Source organism: Achromobacter sp. PD1 (assembly GCF_048541815.1).
Classification (GTDB): Bacteria; Pseudomonadota; Gammaproteobacteria; order Burkholderiales; family Burkholderiaceae_B; genus Achromobacter; species Achromobacter bronchisepticus_A.
Genome location: NZ_CP183349.1, coordinates 189,452 through 204,602 on the forward strand (window position 1 = coordinate 189,452; position 15,151 = coordinate 204,602).

General features: G+C 67.2%; 14 protein-coding genes. 4 read left to right on the plus strand and 10 right to left on the minus strand.

Translation table 11 applies throughout. The annotated features are described in order from the left end of the window. Genes ACM1PE_RS00850 through hda form a run of 4 tightly spaced genes read right to left on the minus strand, consistent with a single transcriptional unit; the run spans window position 1 to window position 3,251 of the window. A complete protein-coding gene (locus ACM1PE_RS00850) occupies window positions 1-486 on the minus strand; it encodes a 2-amino-4-hydroxy-6-hydroxymethyldihydropteridine diphosphokinase (protein WP_419342344.1) in 486 nt (161 codons plus the stop codon). Window positions 487-489: 3 nt separating this feature from the next. Continuing rightward, window positions 490-1,854, minus strand: a complete 1,365-nt coding sequence (gene pcnB, locus ACM1PE_RS00855; protein WP_251877824.1) for a polynucleotide adenylyltransferase PcnB — start codon at window positions 1,852-1,854, stop codon at window positions 490-492. Beyond that, the gene (locus ACM1PE_RS00860) at window positions 1,855-2,553 is read right to left on the minus strand and encodes an HAD family hydrolase (protein WP_059371553.1); all 699 of its coding nucleotides are present in this window, start codon (window positions 2,551-2,553) and stop codon (window positions 1,855-1,857) included. Then, entirely contained in the window at window positions 2,550-3,251 is a 702-nt protein-coding gene (gene hda / locus ACM1PE_RS00865) for a DnaA regulatory inactivator Hda (RefSeq protein ID WP_059371554.1), read from the minus strand. The genes ACM1PE_RS00860 and hda overlap by 4 nt, the downstream gene beginning before the upstream one ends. Window positions 3,252-3,608: 357 nt before the next feature. On the opposite strand from hda, the gene purM reads away from it, so the two are divergent. Then, window positions 3,609-4,658 (plus strand): phosphoribosylformylglycinamidine cyclo-ligase, encoded by a 1,050-nt coding sequence (gene purM / locus ACM1PE_RS00870; protein ID WP_054457472.1) that lies wholly within the window; start codon window positions 3,609-3,611, stop codon window positions 4,656-4,658. 60 nt (window positions 4,659-4,718) lie between these two features. Here the strand turns inward: purM and miaA are convergent, their stop codons facing one another. Together miaA and mutL are read right to left on the minus strand one after the other, a co-directional pair. Next, window positions 4,719-5,687, minus strand: coding sequence for a tRNA (adenosine(37)-N6)-dimethylallyltransferase MiaA (gene miaA / locus ACM1PE_RS00875; RefSeq protein ID WP_059371555.1), 969 nt, complete (start codon window positions 5,685-5,687; stop codon window positions 4,719-4,721). A 2-nt stretch (window positions 5,688-5,689) separates the two neighbouring features. Next, window positions 5,690-7,648: a DNA mismatch repair endonuclease MutL gene (gene mutL, locus ACM1PE_RS00880; RefSeq protein ID WP_059371556.1), complete on the minus strand. Its 1,959-nt coding sequence runs from the start codon at window positions 7,646-7,648 to the stop codon at window positions 5,690-5,692. 102 nt (window positions 7,649-7,750) lie between these two features. On the opposite strand from mutL, the gene ACM1PE_RS00885 reads away from it, so the two are divergent. Further along, window positions 7,751-8,389 (plus strand): VTT domain-containing protein, encoded by a 639-nt coding sequence (locus ACM1PE_RS00885; RefSeq protein ID WP_118932392.1) that lies wholly within the window; start codon window positions 7,751-7,753, stop codon window positions 8,387-8,389. Window positions 8,390-8,489: 100 nt separating this feature from the next. Here the strand turns inward: ACM1PE_RS00885 and ACM1PE_RS00890 are convergent, their stop codons facing one another. Both ACM1PE_RS00890 and tsaE read right to left on the minus strand, forming a co-directional pair. Next, on the minus strand, window positions 8,490-9,875 hold the full coding sequence (locus ACM1PE_RS00890; RefSeq protein WP_059371557.1) for an N-acetylmuramoyl-L-alanine amidase: 1,386 nt from the start codon (window positions 9,873-9,875) through the stop codon (window positions 8,490-8,492). Next, entirely contained in the window at window positions 9,803-10,342 is a 540-nt protein-coding gene (gene tsaE, locus ACM1PE_RS00895) for a tRNA (adenosine(37)-N6)-threonylcarbamoyltransferase complex ATPase subunit type 1 TsaE (protein WP_118932391.1), read from the minus strand. Before tsaE ends, ACM1PE_RS00890 begins: the two co-directional genes overlap by 73 nt. A gap of 163 nt (window positions 10,343-10,505) precedes the next feature. Here tsaE and fumC point away from each other — a divergent pair, with 163 nt between their 5' ends. Further along, a complete protein-coding gene (gene fumC, locus ACM1PE_RS00900) occupies window positions 10,506-11,903 on the plus strand; it encodes a class II fumarate hydratase (protein WP_059371558.1) in 1,398 nt (465 codons plus the stop codon). 65 nt (window positions 11,904-11,968) lie between these two features. On the opposite strand, the gene ACM1PE_RS00905 is transcribed toward fumC, so the two are convergent. Further along, window positions 11,969-12,868, minus strand: a complete 900-nt coding sequence (locus ACM1PE_RS00905; protein WP_118932390.1) for an AEC family transporter — start codon at window positions 12,866-12,868, stop codon at window positions 11,969-11,971. 240 nt (window positions 12,869-13,108) lie between these two features. Here ACM1PE_RS00905 and ACM1PE_RS00910 point away from each other — a divergent pair, with 240 nt between their 5' ends. Then, the gene (locus ACM1PE_RS00910) at window positions 13,109-14,101 is read left to right on the plus strand and encodes a tripartite tricarboxylate transporter substrate binding protein BugE (RefSeq protein ID WP_059371560.1); all 993 of its coding nucleotides are present in this window, start codon (window positions 13,109-13,111) and stop codon (window positions 14,099-14,101) included. Window positions 14,102-14,188: 87 nt separating this feature from the next. Here the strand turns inward: ACM1PE_RS00910 and ACM1PE_RS00915 are convergent, their stop codons facing one another. Then, window positions 14,189-15,094 carry a LysR family transcriptional regulator gene (locus ACM1PE_RS00915; RefSeq protein WP_118932389.1) on the minus strand — a complete coding sequence of 302 codons (906 nt, stop codon included), beginning with the start codon at window positions 15,092-15,094 and terminating at the stop codon, window positions 14,189-14,191. Window positions 15,095-15,151 lie beyond the last annotated feature (57 nt).

Consider the following 15,151-nt stretch of genomic DNA (forward strand, 5'->3'; position numbering starts at 1 on the left):
CTAGCCGGCGATGCGCGCTATCGGCTGGTCGTGGATCGCGGCGATCCAGTCGTCGATGGGCTTGCCTTGCAGCGTCAGGCCGGGGGCCAGGTCGCGCAAGGGCAGCAGCACGAAGGCGCGCAGGTGCATGCGGGGGTGGGGCAGCGTCAGCCGCCCATGGTCCAGCACGGTGTCGCCATACAGCAGCAGGTCCAGGTCCAGCGTGCGCGGCGCATTCTTGTAGGGGCGCTCGCGGCCATGCCGGTTTTCCAGCGCCTGCAGCGCGTCCAGCAGCTCTAGCGGGGCCAGATGCGTGTCCAGCGCCGCCACGGCGTTGACGAAGTCGGGGCCGGAGGCTTCGACCGGCGCGCTGCGGTAGAACGGCGATGCCGTCACCGCCGCGATGCCGCCGGTTTCCTGCAATTCAGCCAGGACACTGCGCAGCGTGGCTGCGCCGTCGCCCAGATTGGCGCCCAGCGCGACGTAGGCGCGCACAGGAGCGGTCATGACTCAATCCGCTGCGGGCGGCGTGCCACGCGACGGCGAACGGCGCGGACGGCGGCGCTTGCGCGGGGCGGAGGGGGCGTCCCCGGCATCGCGCGGCTGGCGAGACACCTCTTCGATCATCTCGCTGCGGATGACGTCGTCGGCGTTGGCCAGGTCCATCCACCATTGCGCCAGCACGCTGTCGAACTCGCCGGCCGCGGCGCGCAGCTGCAGGAAGTCGCAGGCGGCACGGAAGCGCGGCTGTTCGATCATGCGGTAGATGGTCTTGCCCATGCGGCGCTCGAAGCGCGGCTGCATGAACCAGATCTCGCGCATGTCCGACGAGAAACGGCGCTGGATGGCGAGCTTTTCGGTCTGTTCGTCCAGCACCGAATCGGCGGCTTGCGACAGCGCGGGAATGGTGTGCTCGCCTTGGGCGCGCAATTGCTTCCAGCGCGCTTCCACTTGCTGCCACAGCAGCGCGGCGAACAGGAAGCTGGGGCTGATGGTCTTGCCCGAGCGCACGCGCGCGTCGGTGCGTTCCAGCGCAAGCTCCACGAAATGCTCGCCGCCGGGCTGTTCCAGCACCACGTCCAGCAAAGGCAAGAGCCCTTTGTGCAGGCCGTCGGCGCGCAGTTGGCGCAGGCAGTCCATGGCATGGCCGCAGGTCAGCAGCTTGAGCATTTCGTCGAACAGGCGCGAGGCCGGCACGTTTTCGATGAGCTCGGCCATGGTGCTGATGGGCTGGCGCGTGGCCGGGTCGATGGTGCCGTTCAGCTTGGCGGCGAAGCGCACGGCGCGCAGCATGCGCACCGGGTCTTCGCGGTAGCGTTTGACCGGGTCGCCGATGATGCGGACCTGACGCTTTTTCAGGTCGGCCACGCCGTTGTGGAAGTCGATGACTTCCTCGTTGTGCGGGTCGTAGTAGAGCGCGTTCATGGTGAAGTCGCGGCGCGCCGCGTCTTCTTCGTGCGAGCCGAACACGTTGTCGCGCAGGATGCGGCCGTGCTCGTCGGTCTCCTGATCTTCCGAGGCGGGTGCGCGGAAGGTGGAGGTTTCGATGATTTCCTGGCCGAAGACCACGTGCACCAGCTGGAAGCGGCGGCCGATGATGCGGGCGCGGCGGAACAGCGGACGGATCTGTTCGGGCGTGGCGTTGGTGGCCACGTCGAAGTCCTTGGGCTCCAGGCCCACGATCAGGTCGCGCACGGCGCCGCCGACGATGTAGGCGTCATAGCCGTGCTGGCGCAGCACCTCGCAGACCTTGATCGCGTGGCGCGATACGTTGCGGCGGTCGATGCCGTGCTTGTCGCGCGCGATGCGCAACGGCCCCCGGGCTGCCGGCGCGAATAGTCGGCCGACGAATTTTTTTATGGTTTCAGTGATCATTTAGGACTTCGAATCTTCCATGTGGTCGAACAAGTCGATCACCTGCCAGCCGCGCTCCTGGGCGATGCCGCGCAGGGTGGGGCTGGGGTTGGCTGCGATCGGGCGGGTCACTTTCTCCAGCAGGGGCACATCGTTGACCGAATCGCTATAGAAAAACGATTCCGAAAAATCCGCAAGCCCCAATCCCATGCCGGCCAGCCAGTCGTTGACGCGCACCACCTTGCCTTCCTTGAAGCTGGGCGTGCCCAGGATGCGGCCGGTGTAGCGGCCGCGCAGGTATTCCGCGTCGGTCGCCACGAGGTGGGGCACGCCGAAGGCGCGGGCGATGGGCGCGGTGACGAAGCTGTTGGTGGCCGTGACCACGGCGCACAGGTCGCCGGCTTCCAGGTGCGATTGCACCAGGTCGCGCGCGGCGGGCGTCATGGATGGGCGGATCACTTCTTCCATGAAGGTTTCGTGCCAGGCCGCCAGGTCGTAAGGCGTGTGCGCGGCCAGCAGGCCGAGCATGAATTCGGCGGCCTGCTCGGCGGTGAGCTCGCCGCGGTTGTAGCGATCCATCAGATCGTCGTTCTGGCGGCGGGCTTCGGCGGGATCCCCGGCGCGGCCCGTGCGAGCCAGGTAGTCGGCCCATTGATAGTCGCTATCCAGCGGCAACAGGGTGTGATCCAGGTCGAACAGGGCGAGACGTCGGGAGGTCATGTGCGTTGTGAATCAGGATCTGCGAGCATGGCCCGCAGTAGAGGCAGGGTGATGGGACGGCCGGTGGCCAGGGAATAGCGGTCCAGCGCGTCGATCAGCGCCGCCAGCTTGCGAATGTCGCGCTCATGGTGCGTGAGCATCCAATTGATGATTTCAGGCGCCAGGTGCATGCCGCGGTCGGCCGCCTGGGCCGACAGGGCGGCCAGCTTGTCGGCGTCGGACAGCGGATCCAGGCGGAAAACCAGGTCCCAGCCCAGGCGCGTGCGCAAGTCCTCGCGCAGCGGCATCGACAGCGGGGCGCGGTCGCCGGCCAGCGCCAGCGCGAAGGCGCGGCCGGTGGCGGCGGATTCGCGCCAGCGGTTGTAGAGCGCGAACAGGGCGGCCTGGCGGCTGTCGTTCATGCGGTGTACGTCGTCGACCGCCACGAACTTGGGCATGGGCGACTTGGAATCGGCTTCGGCCAGGCGGCGCAGCATGTTTTCGCCATTGTTGGCGTCGATATAGACGGCGTCGGGGCGGGCGGTCAGCGCGCGCAGCAAATGGCTGCGGCCGCAGCCCGCGGCGCCCCAGATATACAGGGCGCGGCCGGGAAGCAGCGCGCGCACTGCCGCCAGCGCTTCCCCGTTGGGGCCGGCGATATAGTTGTTCAGCGATGGCGCTGGCGCGGGGAGAACGTCAAGCAGCAGCTGGCGGTTCATGGGAGCTTACAGGGTGCCGAAACGAGGCGGGTAGTACGGGTCAATACGGCTACAGGTCAAAACAACAGGTCAAAACGTCACTGGCCCCGGGGTTTCCACCACGGGAACCGGCAAAATCAATACCGGCCAACCCTACACTTTAAACCACCTGGGGCCAGGGTGTCGCGTCGACGGGCCTGGACTGGCTTGGGTTTGCGCCGACCCGGCCCCGCTTGCCCGCCCTGGCCGGGCGAGCCGGCGCGGTCCCTGTCCGGAGCGCTTTGGCGGCGCCGATCCCTGCTAGTCCCCGCAACATCGTAAAATGCAGGGCGTTCCACCAAAATCCCAGCAATTGTTACATACCCCACGGCATTTCTCATGACGAATCAACCTACCGCCCCTATGACCTACCGCGATGCCGGTGTCGACATCGACGCAGGCGACGCCCTGGTCGACCGTATCAAACCGCTTGCGGCGCGCACCATGCGTCCCGGGGTGCTGGCCGGTATCGGCGGCTTTGGCGGCTTGTTCGAAGTGCCGAAGTCGTACAAGGAACCCGTGCTGGTCTCGGGCACCGACGGCGTGGGCACCAAGCTGCGCCTGGCGTTCGACTGGAACCGCCACGACACCGTGGGTATCGACCTGGTCGCCATGAGCGTCAACGACATCCTGGTGCAGGGCGCGGAGCCGCTGTTCTTCCTGGACTATTTCGGCTGCGGCAAGCTTTCGGTGGATACGGCGGCGGCCGTGGTGGGCGGCATCGCCAAGGGCTGCGAATTGTCGGGTTGCGCGCTGATCGGCGGTGAAACCGCAGAAATGCCGGGCATGTATCCGGACGGCGAGTACGACCTGGCCGGTTTCGCGGTGGGCGCGGTGGAAAAGTCCGCCATCATCACGGGCCAGTCGATCAAGACCGGCGACGTGGTGCTGGGCCTGGCTTCCAGCGGCGCGCACTCCAACGGCTATTCGCTGCTGCGCAAGATCCTCGAACGCGCCAACGCCAAGCCCGACGACGATTTCCACGGCCAGCCGATGGTCGACGTGGTCATGGCGCCGACGCGCATCTACGTGAAGCAGGTGCTGGCCGCCCTGGCAAAGCATGGCACCAGCATCAAGGGCCTGGCCCACATTACGGGCGGCGGCTTGCTGGACAACGTGCCGCGCATCCTGCAGCCCGGCCTGTCGGCCAAGCTGCACCGCGCCAACTGGGAAATGCCCAAGCTGTTCCAGTGGCTGCAAGAGCAGGGCCAGGTCGAGGACACCGAGATGTACCGCGTCTTCAACTGCGGCATCGGCATGGTGCTGGTGGTGGACCCGGCGCAGGCCGAAGCCATCGCCGCGACGCTGCGCGAGCAGGGCGAGACCGTCAGCACGCTGGGCGAGATCGTCGAGCAAAAGGAAGGCATGGCGCAGACCTTCGTGGTGTAAGCCTGGCCGTCTGCAATGAAAACCGCGCCTCGGCGCGGTTTTTTTTGTGTCTGCGTCCGCCTAGCCGCGTCCCGCCAGCGCCACGGCCATCGCGTCGATGGTCTGCGCCACGGCATCCGCCGCCAGGCAGTCCACGATGACGCGCTCGGGCTGCGCGCGCAGCCAGGTGATCTGGCGCTTGGCCAGTTGGCGCGTGGCGGCGATGCCTTGTTCGCGCGCGGTGGCCAGGTCGACCTCGCCGTCCAGGTGCGCCCACATCTGCCGGTAGCCCACGCAACGGACCGAGGGCAGGCCAGTGTGCAGGTCGCCTCGGGCGCGCAGGGCGCGGACTTCGTCGAGCAGGCCGCGCTCCAGCATGGCGTCGAAGCGTTGTTCGATGCGGGCATGCAGCGCGGCGCGGTCGGAAGGTTCCAGGCTGATGGTGAGGTACTGGTTACCCGTCGCGTCGCGCGGACGCTGGCTGCGCAGCAGCAGGGCGGACATGGGCTGGCCGGAAAGCATGCAGATCTCCAGCGCGCGCTGGATGCGCTGGCTGTCGTTGGGCGCCAGGCGCGCGGCGGTGACGGGATCCAGCTGCGCCAGTTCGGCATGCAGCGCGGGCCAGCCCTGGACGGCGGCGCGCGCTTCCAGTTCGGCGCGCAGCGCCGGATCGGCCTGCGGCAGATCGTCCAGGCCGTCGCGCAGCGCCTTGTAGTACATCATGGTGCCGCCCGCCAGCAGCGGGATGCGGCCGCGCGCGCGGATCTCGTCTATCAGGCGCAGCGCGTCGGCAACGAAGTCGGCGGCGGAGTACGACTGGATGGGGTCGAGGATGTCCAGCAGATGCTGCGGCACCAGCGCCTGTTCCTCGGGCGAGGGCTTGGCCGTGCCGATGTCCATGCCGCGATAGATCGTGGCCGAATCGACGTTGACGATTTCCAGCGGCCAGCGTTCGGCCAGCGCCAGGGTGGAAGCGCTTTTGCCGGCCGCGGTGGGGCCGGCCAGGCAGATGACCAGCGGCGCCGCGGTGGGGAAGGAGGACGGCGACAAGCTTATTGCCCACGCAGGAAGAGCTTGTCCAGGTCGGACACCGACCATTGGATCCAGGTGGGGCGGCCGTGATTGCACTGGTCGGCGCGTTCGGTGGCTTCCATCTGGCGCAGCAGCCCGTTCATTTCTTCGATGGTGAGCTTGCGGTTGGCGCGCACGGAACCGTGGCAGGCCATGGTGGACAGCAGTTCGTTGCGCTGTTCGGTCAGCAGGCGCGAAACGCCCACGGCGCCCAGGTCGCGCAGCACGGCGCGGGCCAGCGTTTCGATGTCGCCGCGGGCCAGGATGGCCGGCACCGAACGCACCGCGATCGAGGTGGGGCCGGAGGGACGCATTTCGAAGCCGAGTTCGTTCAGCTGTTCTTCGTATTCCTCGACCAGCGCCACGTCTTTTTCCTGGGCATGGAACACCACGGGCACGAGTAGATCCTGGCGCGGCAGGCTGCGCGCGTCCAGGGCTTGCTTGAGCTGTTCGTAGACCACCCGCTCGTGCGCGGCATGCATGTCCACCAGCACGATGCCGCGGCGGGTCTGCGCCAGGATGTAGATGCCGTGCAGCTGCGCCAGCGCCATGCCCAGCGGATGTTCTTCGTCCGCGGGCAGGACGGCGGCGGGAGCCGGCGCGGGTTCGCGCAGCGGCGCGGTCTTGGCGGCCGAGTCGTCATCCAGTGGGCGGTAGAGCGATTGCCAGTCCGCGGCCGGAATGCCGGCGGGTTCGGCATGCAGGCGGAACGGCACCTGGGTGTGCGGGCGCTGTGGCGCGGGCGATGGACGCAAGCCGTAGGACGATGGTGAGCTGGCGCCGTTGTAGGCGGGCCGGGGCGCGTCCGCCATGGGCCGGGGGCTGGCGGCTGGCGTGTAAGGCGTCGCTTGCGCGGCGGCGTCAGACGTTGCGGCGGCGGGCCGGGCCACGGTTTCGAAGCCGGCATCGTCCGCGTCGTCGTTTTGCGCGGCGGGCGTCGCGGCGGACGCGCCGCCGGTCTGCGCCAGCGTCTGGCCGACCGCATGCGAGACGAAGCGATGCACCGCGCCGCTGTCGCGGAAGCGGACCTCGTGCTTGGCAGGGTGCACGTTCACGTCCACGGCGGCCGGGTCGATGTCCAGGAACAGCACGTAGGCGGGCTGGCGGTCGCCATGCAGCACGTCGGCGTAGGCGGCGCGCAGGGCGTGGCTGACGGTGCGGTCGCGCACGTAGCGGCCGTTCACGTAGAGATACTGGCGGTCCGCGCGGGCGCGGGCCGCGGTGGGGCGGGTGATCATGCCCGCCAGGCTGACCGTGCCGACGGAATGCGACAGCAGCAGGCCGTGTTCGGCGAATTCCGCGCCCAGCACGTCGCGGATGCGCTGCGGCGGTTCGGCGGGCAGCCATTGGCGCTGCGCGCGGTCGTGATGGAACAGGCGGAAGGCGATCTGCGGATGCGCCAGCGCGATGCGCTCCATGGCATCGACGCAATGGCCGAACTCGGTGGCCTCGGAGCGCAGGAATTTGCGGCGGGCCGGCACGGCGTCGAACAGCTGGCGCACGTCCACCGTGGTGCCCGGAGGACCCGAGGCGGGGCTGACCTGCATGCTGCCGGCATCGATCTGCCAGGCATGCTCGCCGTCGCGGGTGCGGGAAATGATGGTGACCTGGGCCACGGACGCGATGGAGGCCAGCGCTTCGCCGCGGAACCCCATGGATGCCACCGATTCCAGCTCGTTCAAGGAGCGGATCTTGCTGGTGGCGTGGCGCGCCAGCGCCAGCGGCAGCTCTTCGGGCGGAATGCCGCCGCCGTCGTCGGTCACGGCGATGCGGCGTATGCCGCCGCCTTCCAGGCGCACTTCAATGGCGCGTCCGCCGGCGTCGATGGCGTTTTCGAGGATTTCCTTGAGCACGGATGCCGGCCGCTCGATCACCTCGCCGGCGGCGATCTGGCTGATCAGCAGGTCGGGAAGCGCAAGAATGGAGCGGCGTTCGGTCATGTGGCTGGCGTTCAGGTATGGCTATGTGGACGATTTTAGCGTCATGGGCGGGTGGGCTATAGTCGCGGACTGATATCCCATTCCGCTGGCAGGGTTGCTTCAATGCTCGAATTTTTCAATATGGTGCTCCACATCGACAAGACGCTCGGCGTCTGGGTCGCGCAGTATGGCGTGTGGGTGTACCTGGTGCTGTTCCTGATCGTTTTTGCGGAGACGGGGCTGGTCGTGCTGCCCTTTCTGCCGGGGGACTCGCTGCTGTTCATCGCGGGCGCGTTCGGCGCCACCGGGCATATCGATCCGATCCTGATGGGAGGGCTGCTGATTGTCGCCGCCATCACCGGCAATACGGTGAACTACTTCATCGGACGCTATATCGGGCCGCGCGTGTTTTCGATGAATCTGCGCTTTCTGGACCGCGGCGCGTTGATGCGCACGCACGCGTTCTATGAAAAGCACGGCGGCAAGACCATCGTGATGTCGCGCTTCATTCCGGTCGTCCGCACCTTCGCGCCTTTTGTCGCGGGCGTGGCCGACATGCCGCAGTCCCGCTTCCAGCTGTTCAACATCCTGGGCGCGCTGCTGTGGGTGGTGAGCCTGGTGGCCGCAGGCTACTTCTTCGGCAACATCCCGCTGGTGCGCGAACACCTGAACACCATCGTGCTGCTGGGCCTGGCCGCCGCCATCGTGCCGGTGATCGGGGCGGGCCTGTTCAAGCTGATCAAGGCCAAACGCGGCGCGTGAAGCGCCGCAGCGTACGCTGCGGTACTCGCGTCAAACCAGTGAAAAGGGCGTTGCGCCGTGAAGCGCAACGCCCTTTTTTATGCGGCGGCAGCCGTCGCCGTCAGCTTACGTCACCCAGCCGCGCCAGCGGCGGATTGGCGGTGAAGTAACGCTGGATGCCCGTCATCATGGCCTGCGCCAGCTTGTCCTGATGCGAGGTGCTGCGCAGCAGGGCTTCTTCCTGCGGGTTGCTGATGAAGGCGGTTTCGACCAGCACCGAAGGAATGTCGGGCGCTTTCAGGACCGCGAAGCCGGCCTGCTCGACGCTGTTCTTGTGCAGGCGGTTGATCTTCTTGATTTCGTCCAGGAAGGCGCTGCCGACCTTGAGCGAATCGTTGATCTGGGCAGTGGTGGACAGGTCCAGCAGCACCTTGGCCACCTGGCGGTCGTGGCTGCCGAGGTTGACGCCGCCGATCAGGTCGGCCGCGTTTTCCTTGTCCGCCATCCAGCGCGCCTGGGCGCTGGTGGCGCCGCGCTGCGACAGCGCGAACACCGACGAGCCGTTGGCCGAAGGCTTGATCCAGGCGTCAGCGTGGATCGAGATGAACAGGTCCGCGTGCACACGGCGCGCCTTCTGCACGCGCACGTGCAGGGGCACGAAGTAGTCGTCGTCGCGCGTGAGATAGGCGCGCATGTAGGGCTGGCTGTCGATCAGCGCCTTCAGGCGCCGGGCGATGCGCAGCACCACGTCTTTCTCGCGCAGGCCGCTGCTGCCGATGGCGCCCGGGTCTTCGCCGCCATGGCCGGGGTCCAGCGCGATGGTGACCATGCGCTGCTTGCCGCGGCCGGCGGTGGCGGGCGGAGGCTTGGGCGCGGTCGGCAGCGGAGGCGCCGGCTGCTGGCCGCGCACGCGCGGCGGCTCGGGCGGATCGGCGCGGGTCACCGGGTTGCGCTGGATGTCTTCCAGGATGCGGGCCAGCGGGTCATCCACATCGGGGCCGGTCTGCTTGTTCAGGATCGCGACCAGCGGATCCTGGGCGATCTTCGGGTACAGGTCCAGCACCAGGCGGTACTGGTAGTCGGCCACGGGCTTGAGCGTGAACACCTGGGGCGCCACGGGCTGCTTCAGGTCGAACACCAGGCGCACCACGTTGGGGCGGTTCTGAGCCACGCGCAGGCTCTGGATGTAGGGGTCGTCGGGCCGGACCTTGGAAACCAGGTCGTTCAGGGCCGCGCTGATGGTCAGTCCCTCAATGTCCACCACCAGGCGGTGGGGGTTTTCAAGCGTGAACTGCTCAGCCTTGAGCTCGCTGTCGAGCTCCAGCGTGACGCGGGTGTATTCGTCGGCCGGCCAGGTGCGCACAGCCAGGATGGTCGCCGCCTGCGCCAGGCGCGGCAGGACCGGCAGGACGAGCAGGGTGGCGGCGACGCTGATCAGGCGGCGCCGGGTGGCGCCTGCCGAGGGGAGGGCGCCGACTGGGGCGGGGGGACAATCGCGTTCAACCATGTTTGTCCTCGAGCGGTGTACGCGGTCAGGGTGGCGTCGCGTCCGTCGCCTGCATAGGCTAGGGAAATCAGCAGGTCGGGAGGGGGCAAAAGGCCCCCGGCCCGCTCCGGCCATTCGATCAAAACGACTGCGTCGTCACGCAGTAAATCCCGGAATCCTGCGTCCAACCATTCTCGCGTATCACTAAATCTATAAAAATCAAGGTGATAGAAGTATAAGTTAGAAACTTTATAGGATTCAAGCAGCGCGTAGCTGGGACTTTTGATCCGTCCCGTGATGCCGCATTCCCGCAACAGGGCCCGTGTGAAGGCGGTTTTCCCCGCGCCCAGGTCCCCTTGGAGGTGGATGTGTCCCCCTGCCGGACCGGCCTGGCCGCCGGAAACCAGGGGGGCGAGCCGACGCGCCAGCGCTTCCGTGGCGGCTTCGTCGGGCAGGTGCAAGGTCAGGCTGCAAAGAGGGGCGGACATGGCGCGGGGCGAGTGGTAAAAACGGTGGAGGGAGCACGGATGTTTGCGCAATTATAGGAATGCGGGTTTCTGCTAACCTATAACTGATTGTCATTCTCAACACTATCGTGGTTGGCGCGCCGCCGCCAGCCGCAATCGACGTCGCCACGGAGTAGCACGCGCCATGAAGACCCGCATTGAAAAAGACACGTTTGGTCCCATCGAAGTCCCTGAGGATCATCTCTGGGGCGCCCAGACCCAGCGTTCGCTGCATTTTTTCGCGATTTCCACCGAAAAGATGCCGGTCCCGCTGGTCGAGGCGATGGCGCGGCTCAAGCGCGCGGCGGCCAAGGTCAATGCCGATCTGGGCGAACTGGATCCGAAGATCGCCGATGGCATCGTCCGCGCCGCCGATGAAGTGATCGCCGGCAAATGGCCCAACGAGTTCCCGCTGTCGGTCTGGCAGACCGGCTCGGGCACGCAAAGCAACATGAACATGAACGAGGTGCTGGCCAACCGCGCCTCGGAACTGATGGGCGGCGTGCGCGGCGAAGAGCGCAAGGTGCACCCCAACGACCACGTCAACCGCGGGCAGTCGTCCAACGACACCTTCCCGACCGCCATGCACGTGGCGGCGGCGGTGCAGGTCGAGCATCATCTGCTGCCGTCGCTGAAGGCCCTGCGCGCCACGCTGGCGGCCAAGAGCGCCGAGTTCTACGACATCGTCAAGATCGGCCGCACCCACCTGCAGGACGCCACGCCGTTGACGCTGGGCCAGGAGCTGTCGGGCTACGTGGCCCAGCTGGACCTGGCCGAGCAGCAGATCCGCGCCACCCTGCCGGGTCTGCACCAGTTGGCCATCGGCGGCACGGCCGTGGGCACGGGCCTGAACGCGCACCCGCAGTTCAGCGCCAAGGTCTCGGCCGAACTGGCGCATGCCACCGGCACCGCCTTCGTGTCGGCGCCCAACAAGTTCCAGGGCCTGGCCTCGCACGAAGCGCTGCTGTTCGCGCACGGCGCGCTGAAGTCGCTGGCCGCCGGCCTGATGAAGATCGCCAACGACGTGCGCTGGCTGTCCAGCGGTCCGCGTTCGGGCCTGGGCGAAATCAGCATTCCCGAGAACGAGCCGGGCAGCTCGATCATGCCGGGCAAGGTCAACCCGACGCAATGCGAAGCCATCACGATGCTGGCCGCGCAGGTGCTGGGCAACGACGTGGCCATCAATATCGGCGGCGCCAGCGGCAACTTCGAACTCAACGTGTTCAAGCCGCTGGTGATCCACAACTTCCTGCAATCGGTGCGCCTGCTGACCGACGGCATGGCCAGCTTCAACGAGCATTGCGCCGCCGGCATCGAGCCCAATCGCGAGCGCATCGCCGAACTGGTCGACCGTTCGCTGATGCTGGTGACGGCGTTGAATCCGCATATCGGCTACGACAAGGCCGCGCAGATCGCCAAGAAAGCGCACAAGGAAGGCCTGTCGCTGAAGGAGTCGGCGTTGGCGCTGGGCTACGTGACCGAAGCGCAGTTCGCCGAATGGGTGGTGCCGGCTTCCATGACCAACGCGCACAAGTCTTCGTAAGCAGGCTGTGCGCGCATGAAAAAGACCGCCGCGGCGGTCTTTTTTCGTTGCCGGCGCATTGCCGCTCAGCCTGCGCCGGTGAGCATCAGCCACAGTGGGATCGTCAACGCCGACAGCAGCGTGCCCAGCGAAATCAGCACGGCCACCATGCGGCCGTCGCCGCCCATGCGCATGGCCAGCACATAGGCCGCGGACGCGGTGGGCAGGGCCGCGAACAACAGCAGCATCTGCGATTCCAGCGGCGGTAGCGCCAGCAGATGCGCGATCAGCAGGGCGGCCGCGGGCAGCGCCAGCAGCTTGACCCCGAGCATCCAGGCGATCAGCGCGCCATGGCCCTTGCCGCCTTCCCAGGAGAGGCTGGCGCCCACGCAGATGATGCCCAGCGCAAGCGCCGCCGCGCCCAGGCGCCCCAACGCCGTGTCCAGCGGGCCAGGCAGATGCACGCCGGCCAGATTGCAGGCCAGGCCGGCCAGCGTGGAAATGACCAGCGGGTTGCGCGCCAGTTCGCGCAGCAGGTTGCCGCCGCTGTGGCGCGCCAGGCCGTAGACCGCCGCCATATTGGCCATCGGCACGGCGAAGCCCACGATCAGTGCCATGACCGTCTGGCCCTGGACGCCGCCCAGGCTGGCCGACAAGGCCAGGCCGAGATAGGTGTTGAAGCGGTAGCCGCATTGCGCGGACGAGGCCAGGCTGAGCGGCGAAGGCCGCAGCACCCAGCGCGCCAGCCACGTCAGCGCGACGCCGGCTGCGATCACGGCTGCGCAGGCCTGCAGCAGCATGGCGGCGTTGCCGGCGGTGATGGGGGTGCGCAGGATGGACTGGAACAACAGCGCGGGCAGCAGGACGAAGTAGACCAGGCGCTCGGTGCCGGCGAAGAATTCGCGCGAGAAATTCAGTTTGTGACGCAGCGCCCAACCCAGCGCGACCAGCATGAAATCAGGGAAAACCAGAAGGGCAACGGACATGTGAGAACACGTATTTGATGCGCGTCAGAGGGGGACCGCTGCGCTATGCGTCTGTAAGTATTTGCTGCTATTCTCCGTCATTCTGGCGGGCGCGTGTGCCACAAGCAACGTATAAAAGCAGTGCTCACCCTGCGCACAGAGCATGCGCCCACCACCGTTAATTGCGGACCTGCCCACAGGCAGGCGCATCACACAACGGTCCGTATACACACGGGCTCGCATATTGGAGGAAACACACCTATGAATAAAGTCCGCTCCCTGGCCGTGGCCATCGCCCTGGCCTCCGGCGTTGCCGGCACCTTCGGCGCCTCCGCCGCCTTTGCTGCCGACAAGTACCCGAGCAAGCCTATCCGCGTGATCGTGCCCTTCGCGCCTGGCGGCTCGACCGACATCATCGCGCGCCTGGTGACGCAGCGCATGAGCCAGGAACTGGGCCAGCCCATGGTTGTGGAAAACAAGGGCGGCGCCGGCGGCGCCATCGGCGCGTCCGAAGCCGCGCGCGCCGATGCCGACGGCTACACGCTGTCCATCGCCACCGTGTCGACGATGGCCGTGAACCCTGCTTGCCGTCCCAATGACCTGCCGTACGATCCGATCAAGGACTTCCAGCCGGTCACCAACTTCGCCAACACCGCCAACGTGGTGGCCGTGAACCCGAAGTTCCCCGCCAAGGACTTCAAGGGCTTCCTGGAAGAGCTGAAGAAGAATCCGGGCAAGTACTCCTACGGCAGCTCGGGCACCTGCGGCGTGCTGCACCTGATGGGCGAATCGTTCAAGATGGCCACCGGCACGGACATCGTGCACGTGCCGTACAAGGGTTCGGGCCCGGCCGTGGCTGACGCCGTCGGCGGCCAGATCGAAATCCTGTTCGACAACCTGCCGTCGTCGATGCCGCAGATCCAGGCGGGCAAGCTGCGCGCCATGGCCATCGCGTGGCCGACCAACATCGACTCCATCAAGGACGTGCCCACGTTCAAGGACGCCGGCTTCCCGGTGCTGAACCAGCCGGTCTGGTACGGCCTGCTGGCGCCCAAGGGCACGCCGATGGAAGTCGTGAACAAGCTGCGCGACGCTGCCGTCGTGGCCCTGAAGGACCCCAAGGTCATCAAGGCGCTGGACGACCAGGGCTCGGCGCCGTCGGGCAACACGCCGGAAGAATTCGCCAAGGAAATCAAAGAGCAGTATGACTGGGCGAAGGACGTCGTGAAGAAGCAGAACATCAAGCTGGACTGATGCCGCGCGGGGCGGGCGCTGCCTGCCCCGGTCTGCAAGCCATGACGGGAGCCTTCGGGCGCCCGTCTTTTTTTGCGCGCAGGCCGCTCAGGCCGTGGCGTCGAGCCCCGCCTGCAGCGCTTCGCAAGCGGCGCGCAGGCGCTCGATGAAGTCGCGGTGCAGCGCCGACAGCGGATCCTGGTTGCGCACCATGATGCTGATCGGCACGCGCAGCGCCGGGTCCAGCCGGCGCAGGTTCATGCCGGGACGCAGCATCGCCTGCGCGGTGATGGCGTCCACGATGGCGTCGCCGCAGCCCGCGTCGACCAGCGCGCAGGCCACGTAGTGCGTCTGTACCTGGATCGCCACTTGCGGATCCAGGCCCTGCGCGTCCAGCGCCATCTGCAAAAGGGCGCCGGAGGCGTCGGCCGCGTCCAGCACGATCAGCGTGTCGCCGGCCATGGACGTCAGCTCCGCCAGCGGCAGCGGCCCCGCGCCATCCTTGCGGCTCAGGTGCACCAGTTCCGTGTGGCCCAGCCCCATGCGGGTCAGGCCGGGATAGTCGTTGGTGTCGAAGGTGATGGCCAGGTCCAGCTCGCGCGTCAGCAGCCCCTGCACGAGTTCGGTGCTGTGATGCGTGTGGATGTCGAAGGTGATGCCGGGCTGGGCTTCGCGGCTGTCGCGCACCACGCCGGGCAGCAGCCCCAGGCCCAGCGCGGGCGCGCAGCCCAGCCGCAGGTGGCCGTTGGGATGGTCGCGCAGGCTGGCGGCCAGCCTGCGCACGCTGTTGAGGTCCTGGTTCAGGCGCGCGACTTCGGGCGTCAGGATCTCGGCCTCGCGCGTGGCGACGAGCCGGCCCTTGACGCGCTCGAACAGCTTGAAGCCCAGCTGCGCCTCGGCGTGCGCCAAGAGCTTGCTGGCCGCGGGCTGCGAGATATGCAGCGCGGCAGCAGCCTCGGTCAGGGATCCGGTACGGCGGATCGCTTCGAAAATCTCGATGTGGCGCAAACGCATGGCACGGTGGGGACGGTGGGCGGAAACCGCGATTCTAAGCCGGATGCGGCCCGTGTC

Excerpts from the sequence above, each read along its gene's own strand:
- ACM1PE_RS00850 (WP_419342344.1), bottom strand. The coding sequence starts at position 486 with ATGACCGCTCCTGTGCGCGCCTACGTCGCGCTGGGCGCCAATCTGGGC.
- pcnB (WP_251877824.1), bottom strand. The coding sequence starts at position 1,854 with ATGATCACTGAAACCATAAAAAAATTCGTCGGCCGACTATTCGCGCCG.
- ACM1PE_RS00860 (WP_059371553.1), bottom strand. The coding sequence starts at position 2,553 with ATGACCTCCCGACGTCTCGCCCTGTTCGACCTGGATCACACCCTGTTG.
- hda (WP_059371554.1), bottom strand. The coding sequence starts at position 3,251 with ATGAACCGCCAGCTGCTGCTTGACGTTCTCCCCGCGCCAGCGCCATCG.
- purM (WP_054457472.1), top strand. The coding sequence starts at position 3,609 with ATGACGAATCAACCTACCGCCCCTATGACCTACCGCGATGCCGGTGTC.
- mutL (WP_059371556.1), bottom strand. The coding sequence starts at position 7,648 with ATGACCGAACGCCGCTCCATTCTTGCGCTTCCCGACCTGCTGATCAGC.
- ACM1PE_RS00885 (WP_118932392.1), top strand. The coding sequence starts at position 7,751 with ATGCTCGAATTTTTCAATATGGTGCTCCACATCGACAAGACGCTCGGC.
- ACM1PE_RS00890 (WP_059371557.1), bottom strand. The coding sequence starts at position 9,875 with ATGGTTGAACGCGATTGTCCCCCCGCCCCAGTCGGCGCCCTCCCCTCG.
- tsaE (WP_118932391.1), bottom strand. The coding sequence starts at position 10,342 with ATGTCCGCCCCTCTTTGCAGCCTGACCTTGCACCTGCCCGACGAAGCC.
- fumC (WP_059371558.1), top strand. The coding sequence starts at position 10,506 with ATGAAGACCCGCATTGAAAAAGACACGTTTGGTCCCATCGAAGTCCCT.
- ACM1PE_RS00905 (WP_118932390.1), bottom strand. The coding sequence starts at position 12,868 with ATGTCCGTTGCCCTTCTGGTTTTCCCTGATTTCATGCTGGTCGCGCTG.
- ACM1PE_RS00910 (WP_059371560.1), top strand. The coding sequence starts at position 13,109 with ATGAATAAAGTCCGCTCCCTGGCCGTGGCCATCGCCCTGGCCTCCGGC.
- ACM1PE_RS00915 (WP_118932389.1), bottom strand. The coding sequence starts at position 15,094 with ATGCGTTTGCGCCACATCGAGATTTTCGAAGCGATCCGCCGTACCGGA.